The following is a 17,553-nucleotide window of genomic DNA, read 5'->3' as shown; positions in this document are numbered from 1 at the left end:
CGCCGCCGCGACGGGTCCCTCAGCCGCAGCGTTTCCGGTCTTCGCCCCCTCATCCGACCTCCTTCGGAGGCCACCTTCTCCCGCAAGGGGAGAAGGGCGTTCTCCGGCCCCCGCCTTGCAACCTGGATCCCAAGCGCCACCGACGGCGCCGTTCTGGGACGAAAGCCCATGGCCATCTGGAGCGATGTCGACACCAAGGCGGGCCGCGCGCCCCAGCCCAAGCCCTGGCAGGCGCGGCCGTTCGCCTGGCTGCTGGTCGGCTGGGGGTTCTTCGCCCTGGTGCTGGTGGCGATCCTGGCCACAATTTGAGCCTGGATTCCACAGTTAAGCTGGGCCGCGAGTCGAGCGGGGCGCGACGTCGCGCCGCGTACGCCATGACGGCGAGTTAACGGGCGCCACGCTTGCCCCCGTCGTAAACCCCGTCTAGCTAGGCGCGTCGGGTTCGCCCGCCGTCCATTCCGTCGAGAGCCCCGTAGCGCATGACCGAAGCCGCCGACACCGAAACGCCCGAGGACAAGGCCGGGGCGGTCAAGGAGTTCATCGAGATCGTCAAGACGGTCGCCTACGCCCTGGCGATCGCCCTGGTGCTGCGGGTGCTGCTGTTCCAGCCGTTCACGATCCCGTCGGCCTCGATGGAGCCCAACCTCTACCAGGGCGACTACATCATCGTGTCGAAATACAGCTACGGCTGGTCCAAGCACTCGATCCCGTTCAGCCCGCCGCTGTTCGACGGCCGCATCCTGGGCAAGGCGCCCACCCGCGGCGACATCATCGTCTTCAAGCTGCCGCGCGACCCCAATGTCGACTACATCAAGCGCCTGATCGGCCTGCCCGGCGATCGGGTGCAGGTGCGCGGCGGCGTGGTCTACATCAACGGCAAGCCCCTGCCGCGCAAGGAGCTGCCCTCGGCCCTGGTCGACACCGGCTATGGCACCATCCGCGCCGGCCGCTTCGAGGAGACCAATCCCGAGGGCCGCAAATACGCCACCCAGGACTATGGCCCCGACAGCGACGCCGACAACACCGGCGTCTACGTGGTGCCGCAGGGCTGCTACTTCTTCATGGGCGACAACCGCGACAACTCGCTGGACAGCCGCTTCGACCCCGGCGTCTCGGCCTTCAAGACCGGCCCCGGCACGTGCAAGTGGGACTACGCTAACGACCAGTACATCGGCATGCAGGAAGGCGTCGGCTTCGTGCCGGCCGAGAACCTGGTGGGCCGCGCCCAGCTGATCCTGCTGTCATGGAACGCCGACGCCCACCTGTTCAAGCCGTGGACCTGGTTCACCGAGGCGCGTCCCAGTCGCTTCTTCCGCGTCCTGAAGTAGGTTTGGCTGAACGACCTCTCGCGATATCCTCGTCCTTCGACAGGCTCAGGATGAGGATATCGAATGCATCGCCTCGTGGGCTGTGAACGCCCCAGTAGCCCTCATCCCGAGCCTGTCGAAGGACGAGGGCGCACCCAGAGCATTGCCAATGGATAGACGCGCCGTCGCGGTCGGCGACCTGGAGCGCCGGATTGGCCATACGTTCCAGGACCGCCAGCTGCTGGAGCTGGCCCTGACCCACGCCAGCGTGGGCGACGGGGCCAAGAAGACCGGCGACAACGAGGTGCTGGAGTTCATCGGCGACCGCGTGCTGGGTTTGCTGGCCGCCGAGGCCCTGGCCGAGCGATTCCCCAAGGCCAAGGAAGGCGAGCTGGCGCCGCGCCTGAACGCCCTGGTCAGCCGCGAGACCTGCGCCCGGGTGGCCCGCGCCGCCCAGCTCGGGCCCGCCCTGCGCCTGTCGGCCTCGTCCAGCAAGATCGGCGGCCGCGAGACCGACTCGATCCTGGCCGGCGCCGCCGAGGCGCTGATGGCCGCCCTCTATCGCGACGGCGGGCTGGAGACGGCGCGGCGCGTATTCCTCGACCTGTGGGCCGACGAATTCGAGCGCGCCAACCAGGGCAAGCCGCGCGATCCCAAGACCGCCCTGCAGGAATGGGCTCAAGGCAAGGGCAAGCCGTTGCCGACCTACCGCGTGCTGGACCGCACCGGCCCGGACCACGCGCCGGTGTTCACGGTCGAGGCCTCGGTGAAGGACGTCGATCCGGCCATCGCCAAGGGCAAGTCGCGCCAGGAGGCCGAGAAGGCCGCGGCCAAGGCGCTGCTGGAGCGGGAAGGGGCGGGGGTCTAGGCGCCCCTACTGGCCTTCGGCCGTCTTCCCCCAGAGGGGGAAGAGCCTTAGGTGCGAGCGCTCCGCCCCCTATGGGGGCGGACAGACCGCGAAGCGGTCAGGTGGGGGCAAGTGTTAGCCCCAGAGCCCCATCGGTGCTACACGCACCCGCAATGACCGACACCACCTCTCAAAACCAAGCCACCCGCGCCGGCTTCGCCGCCATCATCGGCGCCCCGAACGCCGGCAAGTCCACCCTGGTCAACCGCATGGTCGGGGCCAAGGTCTCGATCGTCACCCAGAAGGTCCAGACGACACGCTTCCCCGTGCGCGGCGTGGCGATCACCGGCGACACTCAGATCGTGCTGGTCGACACCCCCGGCATCTTCACCCCGCGCCGCCGCCTGGACCGCGCCATGGTCCGGTCCGCCTGGAGCGGCGCCGAGGACAGCGAGGTGGTCGTCCACCTGGTCGATGTCCAGGCCGAACTGGCCGTGCGCGACCGCAGCGCCACCCCGGGCGAGCACCGCTCGGTGCAGGACGTCCAGACCATCATCGAGGGCCTGAAGGCCGCCGGCCGCCAGGTGATCCTGGCGCTGAACAAGATCGACGGCGTCAAGCGCGAAACCCTGCTGGCCGTCACCCAGGACCTCTACGACACCGGGGTCTATTCCGAGGTCTTCATGATCAGCGCCGCCACCGGGGCCGGCGTCGACGACCTGATGGCCAAGCTGGCCTCGCTGATGCCGGAGGGGCCCTGGCTCTATCCGGAAGACCAGACGGCCGATCTGCCGGCTCGCCTGCTGGCCGCCGAGATCACCCGCGAGAAGATCTATCTGCGCGTCCACGAGGAGCTGCCCTACGCCGCCTCGGTCGAGACCACGGCCTTCGAGGAACGCCCCGACGGCAGCGCCCGCATCGAGCAGACCATCTATGTCGAGCGCGACGGCCAGCGGGCCATCGTGCTGGGCAAGGGCGGCGAGGTGATCAAGTGGATCGGCAAGGCCTCGCGCGAGGAACTGCAGGACATCCTGGACCGCAAGATCCACCTGTTCCTGCACGTCAAGGTCAAGGAGAACTGGGCCGAGGAGCGCGGCCTGTTCAACGACATGGGCCTGGACTTCGACGTTTAGGACCTTCTCCGATCCGCCCATCCCGGCGTTTCCATCCGGGTTCGGCATGCGCGGCGATGAGCGGCGTGAGGAAGGCTTGACTTCGCCGCGCGCACCCTGTCCTTGGACCGTGAACAGACAGGGAATATCGCGCCCGTGAGCAAGCTCGACATCGCGCCCGCCGAGGCCGCCCAGCCTTCGGTCGACCTGGACGCCTATTTCGCCCGCATCGGCTATGACGGCCCGCGCGAGCCGACGCTCGATGTGCTGCGCGCCCTGCACCAGAAGCACCCCGACGCCATCCCGTTCGAGAACCTCGACGTGCTGCTGGGCAAGGCGATCAGCCTGGATCCGGCGCAGGTCGACGCCAAGCTGATCGCGGCCGGGCGCGGGGGCTATTGCTACGAGCAGAACGGCCTGTTCAAGCGGGTGCTGACGGCGCTGGGCTTCGAGGTCACGGGCCTGATGGCGCGGGTGCTGTGGATGGTTCCCGACCACCTGCCGCCGCGCCCGCGCTCGCACATGGTGCTGGCCGTGCGGATTCCCGGCGACGACACGACCTGGCTGGCCGACGTCGGCTTCGGCGGCTGCGTGCTGACCGGGCCCCTGGCGCTGTTCTCGGACGCGGTTCAGGCCACGCCCAACGGCGATTTCCGCATCCTGCCGGTCGACGACCTGGGCGGCGAGCGCCAGGTCCAGGCCAGCCTCTCGGGCCGCTGGGCGGCGACCTATCAGGTGGCGCTCGGCGCCTGGGCCGACCAGGACTACGAACAGGCCAATTTCTACACCTACGCCCATCCCAGCTCGCACTTCACCTTCAGCCTGACGGCCGGCCGCACCACCCCGACCGCGCGCTACGCCCTGAAGAACAACCGCCTGACCTGGCGCGACGCCGGCGGCGCCCTGGTCGAACAGCGCGACCTGTCGGCGGAGGAACTGGAAACGACCCTGCGCGAGGTGCTCGGCCTGCCGGTCCAGCCGGCGTGGCGGCCGTTGATCGAGCAGATCGTGGGCTGGGGAACGGCGGCCTAAACGGCATGAAAGCGATTTTGCACCCTCAAAATCCGCTCATCCCGGCGAAAGCCGGGACCCAAGCTGAGCGTGCGGTTTCGCATGGAGCCCAACAGGCCAAGGCCGTTTGGGTCCCGGCTTTCGCCGGGATGAGCGGAGCAAGGGATGGATTGGCGCGGGGGCTGGTCCGCTGATGGAATGGGAGGACGAGGCCTTCGTGCTGTCGGCGCGGGTCCATGGCGAGACCGGGGCGATCGTCGAGCTCTTGACCCAGGACCGCGGCAAGTTCGCCGCCCATGTCTCGGGCGCGGCCTCGCGGCGGATGAAGCCGTTCCTGCAGGCTGGGGCCAAGGTCATCGCCCGTTATCGGGCCCGGGTCAGCGACCAGCTGGGCGCGGCCAGCCTGGAGCCGATCGGCGAGGGGCCTTCCTCGCTGTTCGACGAGCCCTTGGCCCTGTCGGGGCTGTCGGCGGCCGCCGCCGTCGCCGCCGGGGCCCTGCCGGAGCGCGAGGCCCATCCCGGCGCCTTCCACGCGCTCGAGGCCCTGATCGCCGCCCTGGCCATCCCTGACATCTGGCCGGCCGTCTATGTGCGGTTCGAGGCCGGGCTGCTGCAGGACCTGGGCTTCGGCCTGGACCTGTCCAAGTGCGCCGCCACCGGCGCGCTGGACGACCTGGTCTATGTCAGCCCGCGGACGGGCCGGGCGGTCAGCCGGGCGGCGGGCGCGCCCTACCACGACAAGCTGCTGCCCCTGCCGCCGTTCATGCTGTCGGCCCAGGGCGGCCTGGCGGAGGGCGACGTCGGGGCGGGGCTGGACATCACCGGCCATTTCCTCGAGCAGTTCGTGTTCGGTCCCCTGAACCGGCCGCTGCCGCCGGCCCGGGTGTGGCTGCTGGACCGGCTGGGCGAGGCGGGGCGGTTGTGATGACTCGCCCGCTTGCCCCACCTGACCGCTGCGCGGTCTGTCGCGGCGAGGGGGCGGAGCCTTCACGGCGAGGCTCTTCCCCCTCTGGGGGAAGACGGTCGCGAAGCGACCCGCAAGGGGCAAGTCCGCCACATCCCGAACTCTCGAACCCAGCCCGCCACATCTGCTACTGTGCCCTCCACGCGTAACGAATCTCCCCGATGAACAAACCAGTCCTACCTCCCCCCGGCGGCCCGGAAGACGGCCGCATCCTCGACGAGCCGCTGAGCGAGGCGCTGTCCAAGCGCTACCTGGCCTATGCGCTGTCGACGATCGGCTCGCGGGCCCTGCCCGACGTGCGCGATGGCCTCAAGCCCGTGCACCGGCGCGTGCTGCACGCGATGAACAACATGCGCCTCAACCCCGAAGGCGCCGCGCGCAAGTGCGCCAAGGTGGTCGGCGAGGTGATGGGTAACTTCCACCCGCACGGCGACCAGTCGATCTACGACGCCCTGGTCCGCCTGGCCCAGGACTTCGCCCAGCGGGTGCCGCTGGTCGACGGCCAGGGCAACTTCGGCAACATCGACGGCGATAACCCCGCCGCCATGCGCTACACCGAGTGCAAGATGACCGCCGCGGCCATGCTGCTGCTGGACGGCATCGACGAGAACGCGGTCGACTTCAAGCCGTCCTACGACGGCCAGGACGAGGAGCCGGTGGTCCTGCCGTCGGGCTTCCCGAACCTCTTGGCCAACGGCAGCTCGGGCATCGCCGTGGGCATGGCCACCTCGATCCCGCCGCACAACCCGGCCGAACTGATCGACGCCTGCCTGCTGCTGCTGTCCAAGCCCGAGGCGACCACGGCCGAGATCCTGGAGCGCGTGCCGGGCCCGGACTTCCCGACCGGCGGCGTGATCGTCGAATCCCGCGAGAGCCTGCTGGAGACCTACGAGACCGGTCGCGGCGGCGTGCGCACCCGCGCCCGCTGGGAGAAGGAAGACACCGGCCGCGGGACCTACCAGATCGTCGTCACCGAGATCCCCTACCAGGTCAAGAAGTCGGACCTGGTCGAGCAACTGGCCGACCTGATCGACAGCAAGAAGGCCGCCCTGCTGGGCGACGTGCGCGACGAGAGCGCCGAGGACATCCGTCTGGTCCTCGAGCCCAAGTCCAAGAACGTCGAGCCCGAAGTGCTGATGGAGAGCCTGTTCAAGCTCTCGGCGCTGGAAAGCCGCTTCCCGGTCAACATCAACGTGCTGGACGCTAAGGGCACGCCGGGCGTGATGGGGATCAAACAGGCGCTGATGGCGTTCCTGGCCCACCGCCGCGAGGTGCTGACCCGCCGGGCTCGCCACCGCCTGGCCAAGATCGAGGCCCGCCTGCACATCCTGGACGGCCTGCTGATCGCCTACCTCAATCTGGACGAGGTGATCCGCATCGTCCGCTACGAGGACGAGCCCAAGCAGAAGCTGATCGCCGCCTTCGCCCTGTCGGAAATCCAGGCCGACGCCATCCTCAACACCCGCCTGCGCCAGCTGGCCAAGCTGGAGGAGATGGAGATCCGCCGCGAGCACGCCGAGCTGGTGGAAGAGCGCGACGGCATCCTGGCCATGCTGGCCAGCGACCGCAAGCAGTGGGACCTGGTCGGAACGGGCCTGCGCCAGGTGCGCGCCGTGCTGGTCAAGATCAGCCACCCGCACGACAAGCCGCGCCCCACCGGCGTGATCGGCCGTTCGATCTTCGAGGACGCGCCAGTGGTCGACGCCGACGCGGCCCTGGAGGCGATGATCGTGCGCGAGCCGATCACCGTCATCCTGTCGGACCGCGGCTGGATCCGCGCCGCCAAGGGCAAGATCGACGACCCGTCCGAGCTGAAGTTCAAGGAAGGCGACAAGCTGGGCTTCCTGGCCCCGGCCGAGACCACCGACAAGCTGCTGCTGTTCACCAGCGACGGCCGGTTCTTCACGATCAGCTGCGCCAACCTGCCGTCGGCGCGCGGTCACGGCGAGCCCGTGCGGATGATGATCGAGCTCGATGACAAGGTGAAGATCATCGACATGTTCCCGTTCAAGGCTGGGCGCAAGCGCTTCGTGGCCTCGAAACAGGGCTACGGCTTCCTGATGCCGGAGGAGGAGGCGGTGGCCAACCGCAAGGCCGGCAAGCAGGTCCTGACCGTCGACTCCGCCGGCGCGGCTTTCTGCCTGGAGGCGGTCGGCGACCAGATCGCGGTGATCGGCGACAATGGCAAGATCCTGATCTTCCCGCTGGAGGAACTGCCGGAAATGCCGCGCGGCAAGGGCGTCAAGCTGCAGTCCTATCGCGAGGGCGGGTTGCGCGACGCGATCTCGTTCACCACCGAGGGGGGTGCCTTCTGGATCGACACGGCCGGCCGTCGCCGCGACTGGACCGAGTGGAAGGACTGGATCGGCCGTCGCGCAGGCGCCGGCAAGCTGTCGCCCAAGGGCTTCCCGACGTCCAAGCGGTTCCGGCCGAAGTGATGAGGGCGGTGGCCGCGCGTTTCTCCCTCCCCCTGGAGGGGGCATGAACGTGATGCGTCGCACCGCCGGCGCCCTGGCCGCGCTTCTGGGGCTCACCGCCGCCGGTTCCCTGGCCGCCGCGCCCTTGCCCTCGACCCGGCCCGAGACGGCCGGCTTTTCGGCCGAACGGCTGCGCAGGCTCGACGAGACCATGCAGGCCCTGGTCGACCAGGGCCAGATCGCCGGCGGCGTCACCGTGCTGGGCCGCCACGGCCGGATTGTGTCGCTGAAGGCCTTCGGCAAGCGCAGCCTGGAGACCGGCGAGGCCATGCCGGCCGACGCCATCTTCCGCATCCGCTCCGAGACCAAGGCGGTCACCGGGGTGGCGATGCTGATCCTCTACCAGGAGGGGCGGTGGCGGCTGGACGATCCGATCACGGAGTATCTGCCCGAACTGGCGGACCTGCGCGTGGCCTCCGGCGTCGACGCCCAGGGACGACCGATCCTGACCCCCGTCAGCCGTCCGCCGACCATGCGCGAGCTGATGACCCATACGGCCGGCTTCGCCTACGGCTTGGCCGACGATCCGGCCAGCGTCGCCGACCAGGCCTATTACCGGGCCGGGGTGCTGCAGTCCGACAGCCTGGACCACCTGGTGCGCAAGGTGGCCATGCTGCCGATGTACGCCCAGCCCGGGGTGATGTGGCGCTACAGCGTCGCCGCCGACCTGCAGGGGCTGATCGTCGAGCGCCTGTCGGGCCAGACCCTGCCGGTGTTCATGGAGGAGCGGATATTCCGTCCCCTGAAGATGAAGGACACCGCCTTCTGGGCCCCGGCCGAGAAGCTGCCGCGCCTGGCCGCCCTCTATGACGGCGATCCGGCCACCGGCAAGCTGATCCCCGCCAACGAGGGGCCATGGCGCGACGTCTCCCGGCCGCCGGCCGCGCCGTCGGGGGGCGGGGGGCTGCTGTCCACCGCCGGCGACTTCGCCCGCTTCGCCCAGATGATCCTGAACGGCGGCGAGCTGGACGGGGTGCGGATCCTGCGGCCCGAGACCGTGGCCTTGATGCGATCCAACCATTTGCCGTCCAGCTTCCAGGTCACCACCAACGGCACGGCCGGGGTGCTGCGGCCGGACCAGAAGCCGTTCCCGTTCAGCGCCGGCATGGGTTACGGCCTGGACGTGGCCGTGGCGGTCGATCCGCACCTGTCCGGCGCGCCGGTCGGTCCGGGCACGATCAGCTGGGGCGGCAGCGCCGGCACCTGGTTCTGGATCGACCCCAGCAACGACCTGTTCTTCATCGGCATGATCCAGCGCCTGGGCGGGGTGGGCTCGGGCCTGGACGCGACGACGCGCACGGTGGTCTACCAGGCGCTGGAACGCCCGCCGGTCAAGGAGGCGCGGCTGAACTCTTCCTCGCGATAGAACACATGCGAAAAGATTACAGGTCGTTCATTCCATGAATACCACGTCATGAAGCAGACGTAACGCGTATTCGTAGAACAATCCGGTCATTCTACCTCTCGAAGGCGGCGCGGACGGCGTCGCCAGGACGGGGGAGACGGACATGAGCCGGTTCATCGCCAAGCTTTCGACGGCGGCAATCCTGGGCCTCGCGGCCTTGCCGGCCCTGGGGCTTACCCAGGCCGCCCACGCCGCGCCGGCCAGGCCCGCGGTGCTGGCCACGATCCGGATCGGCGACCTGGACCTTTCGCGCCCCGACGACGCTCGCCGGTTCCAGGCCCGGATCGACACGGCCGGCGAGAGCGTCTGTGACGCCCGCGCCCGGGCCGAAAAGCTCGACCGCTGGTCGGCCCGCGCCTGCCGGATCGATATCCGCGACGAGATCCAGTCCAAGCTGTCGCGCCGACAGGCCAGCGCCCTGCGGGCGGCTGGCGGCTAGGTCCGAGATCCTCCCTCCGGGGAGGTGGCGGGAGCGCCGGGCGCGCCACGTGGCCCGGCCGCTTTATCCCTCAGAGCGCTCACGGCGTCGCCTGTCCCCAGCCCCAAGGGGAGACGCCACGAGGCTCCCGCCGAGCTTTATCGCTGGAGCGCGTGTCCCCAGCGGGGGACTTATCCTCGGGCTATCCGGTACGGACCCCAGCGATTTCAACGCTCTGAACTTTCTCGACCCCAATCGATCCTCACCCTTCCTGGGCGCCCTTATTCTGACCTCACCTCGACGCGGGGAAAGGGCGCATGGCCAGCGACCGATGCGGCGGCGGGGGGCGATCGAGCGGGACTGGGCTGGAGGGGGTTACTCCAGCGTGTCCGGGGCCTTCCATCGTTGGGAAGCCCGCCCGCCGTCGGCGTCGAACGGGGATAAAGCGCGTGATTTGCCCATAGGCCCGCGCCCCTGGCGTCCGGTTTCTCCCGAAAGGGATCGAGACCGGGTCCGGCTAAGCCTCAATAGGGCTGCCCACCGGACGCTGGCGGAAAACGAGCGCGCGGAGCGATCGGCTTCGTCGAAACGGTATTTATCAAAAGACCTCCGGACGATGTCCGGCGCTCCGCGTCCCTTTCCACCAACTCAGCGAGAGATCGCGTGAGGTCGCTAACACTTGCCCCCACCTGACCGCTGCGCGGTCTGTCCGCCCCCAGAGGGGGCGGAGCGAGGCTCTTCCCCCAAGGGGGGAAGACGACCGCGAAGCGGTCCGTAGGGGGCAAGGGACGGTGCAGGATCGGCACAAAACGCCTCCCCCGACCGGTCGCTCGTCGCTAATCTCCCCGCCGTCCTCCAGCCTTTGGATTCGCCCGTGTCCCAGATCGCCGTCGCCGACCTCACCAAGGACCAAGCTGACGCCGAACTGGCCTGGCTGGCCGACGAACTGGCGGCGCACGACCTGCGCTATCACCAGCAGGACGCCCCGACGATCAGCGACGCCGAGTACGACGCCCTCAAGCGCCGCAACCTTGAGATCGAGGCGCGGTTTCCCGAGCTGATCCGCGAGAACTCGCCGTCGATGCGGGTGGGGGCGGCGCGGGCCGAGCAGTTCTCAGCCGTCGAGCACGGCGTGCCGATGCTGAGCCTGGACAACGCCTTTTCCAACGACGAGGCGACCGAGTTCGACGCGCGCATCCGCCGCTTCCTGCGCCTTGGGGACGAGCCGGTGTTCTACACCGCCGAGCCGAAGATCGACGGCCTGTCGGCCTCGCTGCGCTACGAGAACGGCGTGCTGGTCCAGGGCGCGACCCGGGGCGACGGCAAGGTGGGCGAGGACGTCACCGCCAACCTGCGCACCATCGCCGACATCCCCCACCGCCTGAAGGGGGCGGGCTGGCCCGAGGTGATCGAGATCCGCGGCGAGGTCTATGTCGAGCTGGAGGCCTTCGCCGCCTTCAACGCCGCCGCCCAGGAGGCCGGACAGCGCACCTACGCCAACCCCCGCAACTTCGCCGCCGGCTCGCTGCGCCAGATCGACCCGAAGATCAGCGCCCAGCGGCCGCTGCGGTTCTTCGCCTATGCCTGGGGCCTGGCCAGCGGCCCGTTCGCGGCCGGCCAGTGGGAGGCGCTGGGAAAGCTCCACGACTGGGGCTTCGTCACCACCGCCCCGCCGGCCCGGCGCGTCCAGGACGCCCAGGGCCTGCTCGACGCCTATGCCGCGTTCGAGGTGCTGCGGCCCAAGCTGCCGTTCGACATCGACGGCGTGGTCTACAAGGTCGACGACCTGGAGCAGCAGCGCCGCCTGGGCTTCGTCTCGCGCTCGCCGCGCTGGGCCATCGCCCGCAAGTTCCCGGCCCAGCAGGCCCGCACGATCCTGGAGGCCATCGACCTGCAGGTGGGCCGCACCGGGGCGATCACCCCGGTGGCGCGGCTCAAGCCGGTGACGGTCGGCGGGGTAGTTGTGCGGAACGCTACTCTGCATAATGAGGATGAGATCGTTCGGAAGGACATTCACATCGGCGATACAGTGGTGCTGCAACGCGCGGGCGACGTTATTCCCCAGATCGTGAACGTTGTAGCGTCGGAGCGACCGCCGAACGCCGAACGTTTTATTTTCCCTAACACTTGTCCCGTCTGCGGTAGCCACGCGATCCGCGAGATTGGAGAAGCTGTGCGGCGATGCACAGGCGGCCTCGTCTGTTCGGCTCAGCTCACCGAAAGGATCAAGCTCTTCATTTCGCGGAAAGCTTTCGACATCGAAGGCTTTGGCGAGACCTACGTCGAGCTGTTTCACGAAAGGGGCCTGCTGAAGGATCCCGCCGATATCTTCCGTCTGCGAAGCCGCGCGAAGGAGGTCAGGGCAGCCATCATCGAGCGCCGCAAGGAGCAAGCCTTGCAGCGCCAAATGCTGAAGGGGGAAGGGGCAGGCGGTAAGACGATCGACGATAGTGATAGAGCCTTTGAGGGGCTAGAGACCCTATTCGACAACATCGACGCCCGTCGTCGGATTTCGCTATCGCGCTTCGTGTTTGCACTAGGTATTCGTCACGTGGGGGAAGAGACGGCGCGCTTGTTGGCTGAGCACTTCGGGTCGCTGGATAGACTGCGCGCCGGCGTGATTTCGGCCGCCGATCATTTCAGGCCACGCCAGCGTTTATTGACCATCGACAAGCTTGGCCCGGTTGTCGCCGAGCGGTTGGCGGCAGCTGCATCACCCTTGGCCGACTGGTTGGAGCAACTTGGTGCTGGAGGAAGCATCTCTCAGCTCTTGGCGGCCCACAAGGTGAAGGGTGTCAGCGCCTCGGTCGCGGCCGGATTAGCCGAAGCCTATCCGTCGGCGCAGGCTTTGTTGGACGACCTAGCCGCTGTGGCCGAACCGCAGTCGAAGGCCTCTTACGAATACCTCACCAGCCTCGACGGCCTGGGTGAGGTAGGGGCGGAGTCGCTGATCGAGTTCTTCCAAGAGCCCCGCAATTTGGCTCTGCTGGACGATCTTATCGCGGCCGTGGTGGTCGAGGACGTCTCAAAAACGGTCGCCGAGTCGCCAGTGACTGGAAAGGTCGTAGTGTTCACGGGAACGCTGGAGCGTTTCTCGCGAGATGCAGCCAAAGCAATGGCGCTGAGTTTGGGTGCAAAGGTTGCCGGTTCGATCTCGGCAAACACCGACTACCTCGTCGCGGGTCCTGGAGCCGGCTCTAAACTCGACAAGGCGCGAGCCCTGAACGTAACGGTCTTGACCGAAGATGACTGGCTGAACCTTATAGGTGAGCAATAGATTTGGCTGTCGGGGGGCGGGCATGAGTGTAGTTGCGATTGATTTTGAGACGGCCAACGAGACTCGAGCGAGCCCATGTTCCATGGGCCTCGCCTGGATTGAAGACGGCCAAGTGTCACGCGTGGAGCATCACTATATCCGTCCGCCTGGCATGAGGTTCGCGCCGTTTAATATCGGGTTCCATGGCATTGGACCAAAACAGGTCGAGGGTGCTGACGAGTTTCCGGAGTTGCTGGAACGTTTGAGGCCAGTGCTCCAAGGCGCTCTGATCCTGGCGCATAACGCCTCGTTCGATATCAGTGTGATCCGTCGAACCTGTGAGCACTACGAGGTTCAACCACCGGAATTCGACTACATGTGCACTGTTCAGATGGCGCGGAGCGTTTGGCCGGAGCTGTCATCACACAAGCTGAACGTGGTCTGCGGCCATCTGGGGGTGGATTTCGACCATCATGACGCGAGCGCTGACGCTTATGCCTGCGGACAGGTGGCCCTGGCCGCTGCGGCGTTGAATGGCGTCACGCACCTGCGTGACTTGCCGAGCAGGATCGGAATGACGTTGGGAAGGCTTGATCACACTGGCTATGTGCGACCGCAGGGGGCGTATATTCCTCGTTCGTATGCGCAGGTGGAGTCGGTACGCGTCGCGCCGCTCGTGGGGCGGCAAAGCCTTTTGGGGGGGTGTACCATTGTCTTCACCGGCTCGCTGGAGACAATGACCCGCGACGAGGCCAAGGCCCAGGCCGAGGGGCTGGGGGCCAAGGTCGCCTCGTCGGTGTCCAGGAAGACCGACCTGGTGGTGGCCGGTCCCGGCGCCGGCTCGAAGCTGAAGACCGCCTCCGAGCTGGGGATCCAGGTGATGACCGAGGACGAGTGGCTGGAGATGGTGGCGGGATAGGGCGAGCCTTGTTCGAACTTGGCCATCAATTCATGGCCGGTTCAGGCGAACGCGCGTTAGAAAGGGGCAACAACCCGGGAGGAAGACCCCATGAAACTGCCTATCCTAGCCGCCACGCTGGCGCTCGCCGTCGCCGCCCCGGCCTTCGCCCAGGACGTCACGGGCCTGTGGCAGACCCAGACCAACGGCGGCCAGGTCGAGATCAGCAGGTGCGGCAACAGCCTGTGCGGCAAGCTGGTCAGCTCGGATCACATCAAGAGCGACCCGGCCGTGAAGGACACCAAGAACAAGGACGCGTCCTTGCGCAACCGGCCGCTGAAGAACATGCAGATGCTCTACGACTTCACCGGCGGGCCGACCAAGTGGACCGGCGGCAAGGTCTACAACGCCGCCGACGGCGGCACCTATTCGGGGACGATCACCCTGATCTCGGCCAACGAGCTGAAGCTGAAGGGCTGCATCGTCGCGCCGCTGTGCAAGACCGAGAAGTGGACGCGGATCAAATAGTCGTCCGACTGCGGGGCAGGCCGGCGGGCCTGTCCCGGCCGGCCGTCTTACCCCGTCACCGTATAGATCATGATCCCGGTGGCCACCGACAGGTTCAGGCTGTCGGCGCGGCCGCGCATCGGGATCTTGACGTTGACGTCGCAGGCGGCGGCCAGTTCGGGCGGCAGGCCCTGCTGCTCGTTGCCCATCAGGATCAGCGACGGCTTCACATAGTCGGCGCTCCTGTGGTCGACCGTGGCGGTCAGCAGGGTGCCGATCACGCTGCCGGGCCAGGTCTCGCGCCAGGCCAGGAACTCGGCCACCGAGGCCTTGGCGATCTTGACCGCGAAGATCGAGCCCATGGTGGCCCGCACGCCCTCGACCGAATAGGGGTCCACGCAGTCGCCGACCAGGATCACCCCGCCGCAGCCGGCCGCGTCGGCGGTGCGGATCACCGTGCCCAGGTTGCCGGGGTCGCGCACGGCCTGCATGGCCACCCAGCACGGGGCGCTCTCGGGCACGATGGCGCTGAGCGGCGCATAGACCTGCTTGAACACCCCGACTACGGCCTGGGGATTGTCGCGGCGCGAGACCTTCTCAAGGATCTCGCGATTGACCTCGATGACCTCGCCGCCGGCCTTCAGGCAGGCCTGGCTGGCCTTCTGCAGCATCGGATGGTCGGCGGCGTCTCGGCCGTACATCAGGATCCGGGGGGCATGGCCGCAGTCGATCGCCTCGATGACGATCTTCAGGCCCTCGGCCAGGAACAGGCCGCTCTCCTCGCGCTCCTTGCGCATGTGCAGGGCGCGGACGGCCTTGACTGTGGCGTTCGACAGGGAGGTGACGGTCTTCGGCGCTTGGGGGGCGTTCATCGCATCACTCCGAGGCCCAGCGGGCGAAGAACGACAGGCCGATCTGGCGGTCGCCCTTCTCCTCGACCAGCGATAGCTCGCCCCAGTCGATCACCCCGCCGCGTCCCTTCAGCTCCTGGGCCAGCAGGCCCGACATCGCCGCGCCCGAGACCCGGGCGGCATAGGCGTTCATCAGCAGGAACGAGGCGTCGGGAGCCAGGATCTGCGCGCAGTTGGCGGTCAGTTCGGCCAGGTCCTCGAACAGGCGCCACACCTCGCCGTCGGCCCCGCGGCCGAACTTCGGCGGATCCAGGATGATCCCGTGATACTGCGAGCCGCGCCGCACCTCGCGGGCCACGAAACGGCGGGCGTCCTCGACGATCCAGCGGATCGGCTTGTCGGACAGGCCGGCGAAGGCGGCGTTCTCGCGAGCGAAGCCGACCGACTTCTTGCTGGCGTCCACGTGAGTGACGGCCGCCCCGGCGGCGGCGCAGACCAGGCTGGCCACGCCGGTATAGCCGAACAGGTTCAGCACCTTGGGCTGGCGGCCCCCCGGAGCTTGCGAGACGGCGCGGACCCGCTGGTCCTGCCAGGCCCAGTTGGCGGCCTGTTCTGGGAAGAAGGCCAGGTGCCGGAACGGCGTGAACTGGCCGTGGAACTTCGCCTCGCCCCAGGCCAGGGGGAACTTCTCCAGCGGCTTGCCCTTGAAGCGCCAGCGGCCGGCCTCGTCCTCGTCGGTGGGGTCGAACACCGCGTCGGCGGCGTCCCAGGCCTTCGGGGCGAGACGCGGCGCCCAGAAGCATTGCGGCTCGGGGCGCACGACGGTGTAGCGGCCATAGCGCTCCAGCTTCCGGCCATGGCCGCTGTCGAGCAGGGCGTAGTCGGCCCAGCCGGTGGTGCGCATGACGAGAGGGGCGGCGGCGACGGTCGGATCCATGACCCCGCCAATACGCGCTCAGGGCAAGGCCCGTCCAGTCCGCGCCAGCAGTCGGGGAAGCAAAGGATTGGCGCTGCGCGGCGTGTGCGGGGTCTTGTCCCAATGGAACGGCGCGACGATGAACTGGCTAAGCGCCTTGGCCGCGGCCAGGCTCTGCAGCGGCCAGTAGAAGATCGCGCCCAGCAGCGGCAGGGGCCGCTGTCGATGCCCCGCCCGCCGCTGGGCCTCGGCTCCGGCGATCGCGATGCAGGTCCAGCCGAAGAACACCAGCATCCAGTCCATGGCCGGTACGGCGGCCCAAAGGTCCAGCCGCGATCCCGCCCACTGCACCAGGAGCCAGAGGAACAGCGGACCGTGCAGGTGGGACGAGACGAGCGGCAGGGCCAGGGTCAGGATCAGGGCGGCGGCCCCTCGCGGGGTGTGCATCACCCGGCCTCGGGCATGGACGGCCAAGGTTTGGAGGTGACCCTTGATCCAGCGCGCCCGTTGCGGCGTCCAGATCTTCAGCGTGGCTGGGGAGGTCTCAAGGGTGGGACGAGTGATGACGTCCAGCCTGTAGCCCTGGGCGGCCAGGCGAAAGCCAATGTCGGCGTCCTCCGTCACGTTGTAGGGATCCCACCCTCCGATGGCGCGCAAGGCGTCGGCCCGAAAATGATTGCTGGTGCCGCCCAGCGGGAAGGCCAGGCGCCAGCGCGCCAAGGCCGGCAGGAAGACCTCGAACAGCACGGCGTATTCGAGGGCGAACTGGTCGGGCAGGAAGCGCGGGTCCGGCTCGATCCGTAGCGGCGCCTGCAGGCAGGCCAGGCTCGCGTCGTCCTGGGCGAACCGCGCGGCGGCTTCACGTAGCTGGCCGGGATGGGGCGCATCCTCGGCGTCGTAGATAACCACCAGGTCGCCGTGGGCCCGCCCCAGGGCGACGTTGCAGGCGCGGGGCTTTGTCTGCGGCGAGCCGGGCGGCGCGATCAACACCTGGAAGCCGGCCGGAAGGTCCAGGGCCGCGAAGGCCGCCTGGGTCTCGTGATCGTTGGCTTCCAGGGCGATCAGCACCTGCAGGCGGTCGCGCGGATAGTCCAGCCGCGTGAGATTGGCGACCAGCTCCGCCGCCACCGCGGCTTCCCGATACAAGGGAGCGATGATCGTGTAGGCGGGCAGGGCTTCGTCGGGTAGCGAGGTCGGGGTCATCGGCGCTCGCGGTGTGAAGGCGGCGACCAGCTTGACTCCCGAATGGCCCATGAACCCGACGAAGAACAGCATGTGGAGGGCCTCCCACGTGGCGTGGGTCTGCAACGTCGCCAGGAGCAGCAGCAGCGCCAAAAGGATCGCCAGTCCCGCCATCTGGCCCCGAGATAGCCGCCGATGGGCGCCGTCGGGCAACGGTGCGGCGGCCTGGGCGGCGCCGTTCTCCTGAACCTTGATCCGATGCTTGACGCCTGGCTTTGCGCCGAACCCGCGTCGCTGGTCTCTTTCTTCTCGCGCCATCGCCCCCGCCACGCACAATCGGATCCGGCGAGCAGTTAGCGAATCTTCAACCTGAAAGTGTCAAACGGAAAAACACGCGTTTCG

The 17,553-nt window shown here is 68.1% G+C and carries 15 protein-coding genes and 1 pseudogene; 13 read left to right on the top strand and 3 right to left on the bottom strand.

What is annotated here, in order from left to right; genetic code table 11:
• The first annotated feature begins 168 nt into the window (after window positions 1–168).
• The 13 genes and pseudogenes from EV278_RS24060 (at window position 169) to EV278_RS15935 (ending at window position 14,223) form a co-directional block, all read left to right on the top strand.
• Window positions 169–309 (top strand): hypothetical protein, encoded by a 141-nt coding sequence (locus tag EV278_RS24060; protein ID WP_165916663.1) that lies wholly within the window; start codon window positions 169–171, stop codon window positions 307–309.
• Between the two features lie 170 nt (window positions 310–479).
• On the top strand, window positions 480–1,328 hold the full coding sequence (lepB, locus tag EV278_RS15990; protein WP_132093500.1) for a signal peptidase I: 849 nt from the start codon (window positions 480–482) through the stop codon (window positions 1,326–1,328).
• A gap of 148 nt (window positions 1,329–1,476) precedes the next feature.
• Entirely contained in the window at window positions 1,477–2,175 is a 699-nt protein-coding gene (rnc, locus tag EV278_RS15985; RefSeq protein WP_132093497.1) for a ribonuclease III, read from the top strand.
• Window positions 2,176–2,327: 152 nt separating this feature from the next.
• A complete protein-coding gene (gene era / locus EV278_RS15980; RefSeq protein ID WP_132093494.1) occupies window positions 2,328–3,287 on the top strand; it encodes a GTPase Era in 960 nt (319 codons plus the stop codon).
• A 135-nt stretch (window positions 3,288–3,422) separates the two neighbouring features.
• Window positions 3,423–4,298 (top strand): arylamine N-acetyltransferase, encoded by an 876-nt coding sequence (locus EV278_RS15975; protein WP_132093491.1) that lies wholly within the window; start codon window positions 3,423–3,425, stop codon window positions 4,296–4,298.
• Between the two features lie 172 nt (window positions 4,299–4,470).
• Window positions 4,471–5,202 (top strand): DNA repair protein RecO, encoded by a 732-nt coding sequence (gene recO / locus EV278_RS15970; RefSeq protein WP_132093488.1) that lies wholly within the window; start codon window positions 4,471–4,473, stop codon window positions 5,200–5,202.
• 200 nt (window positions 5,203–5,402) lie between these two features.
• Window positions 5,403–7,679, top strand: a complete 2,277-nt coding sequence (parC, locus tag EV278_RS15965; protein ID WP_132093485.1) for a DNA topoisomerase IV subunit A — start codon at window positions 5,403–5,405, stop codon at window positions 7,677–7,679.
• A 43-nt stretch (window positions 7,680–7,722) separates the two neighbouring features.
• Window positions 7,723–9,084 carry a serine hydrolase domain-containing protein gene (locus EV278_RS15960; RefSeq protein ID WP_132093483.1) on the top strand — a complete coding sequence of 454 codons (1,362 nt, stop codon included), beginning with the start codon at window positions 7,723–7,725 and terminating at the stop codon, window positions 9,082–9,084.
• Window positions 9,085–9,226: 142 nt separating this feature from the next.
• On the top strand, window positions 9,227–9,562 hold the full coding sequence (locus tag EV278_RS15955) for a UrcA family protein (RefSeq protein WP_132093480.1): 336 nt from the start codon (window positions 9,227–9,229) through the stop codon (window positions 9,560–9,562).
• Window positions 9,563–10,415: 853 nt separating this feature from the next.
• The gene (gene ligA / locus EV278_RS15945; protein ID WP_132093478.1) at window positions 10,416–12,818 is read left to right on the top strand and encodes an NAD-dependent DNA ligase LigA; all 2,403 of its coding nucleotides are present in this window, start codon (window positions 10,416–10,418) and stop codon (window positions 12,816–12,818) included.
• A 22-nt stretch (window positions 12,819–12,840) separates the two neighbouring features.
• Window positions 12,841–13,392, top strand: a pseudogene (locus EV278_RS24170) (3'-5' exonuclease); the annotation flags it as partial.
• Window positions 13,372–13,716: a BRCT domain-containing protein gene (locus tag EV278_RS24640; protein ID WP_279389380.1), complete on the top strand. Its 345-nt coding sequence runs from the start codon at window positions 13,372–13,374 to the stop codon at window positions 13,714–13,716. The pseudogene EV278_RS24170 and the gene EV278_RS24640, both read left to right, overlap by 21 nt.
• A gap of 90 nt (window positions 13,717–13,806) precedes the next feature.
• A complete protein-coding gene (locus tag EV278_RS15935) occupies window positions 13,807–14,223 on the top strand; it encodes a DUF2147 domain-containing protein (RefSeq protein WP_132093472.1) in 417 nt (138 codons plus the stop codon).
• A gap of 47 nt (window positions 14,224–14,270) precedes the next feature.
• Here EV278_RS15935 and EV278_RS15930 read toward each other — a convergent pair whose 3' ends face one another.
• Genes EV278_RS15930 through EV278_RS15920 form a run of 3 tightly spaced genes read right to left on the bottom strand, consistent with a single transcriptional unit; the run spans window position 14,271 to window position 17,469 of the window.
• Window positions 14,271–15,074 (bottom strand): RNA methyltransferase, encoded by an 804-nt coding sequence (locus EV278_RS15930; protein WP_132093469.1) that lies wholly within the window; start codon window positions 15,072–15,074, stop codon window positions 14,271–14,273.
• A gap of 4 nt (window positions 15,075–15,078) precedes the next feature.
• Window positions 15,079–15,990: a class I SAM-dependent methyltransferase gene (locus tag EV278_RS15925; protein ID WP_132093467.1), complete on the bottom strand. Its 912-nt coding sequence runs from the start codon at window positions 15,988–15,990 to the stop codon at window positions 15,079–15,081.
• Window positions 15,991–16,008: 18 nt separating this feature from the next.
• A complete protein-coding gene (locus EV278_RS15920; protein WP_132093463.1) occupies window positions 16,009–17,469 on the bottom strand; it encodes a glycosyltransferase in 1,461 nt (486 codons plus the stop codon).
• Window positions 17,470–17,553: the final 84 nt, after the last annotated feature.

It is taken from the genome of Caulobacter sp. BK020 (genome assembly GCF_004342605.1).
Classification (GTDB): Bacteria; Pseudomonadota; Alphaproteobacteria; order Caulobacterales; family Caulobacteraceae; genus Caulobacter.
The sequence above is the reverse complement of the archived record's forward strand: the minus strand, read 5'-3'. Positions and strand labels throughout refer to the sequence as shown.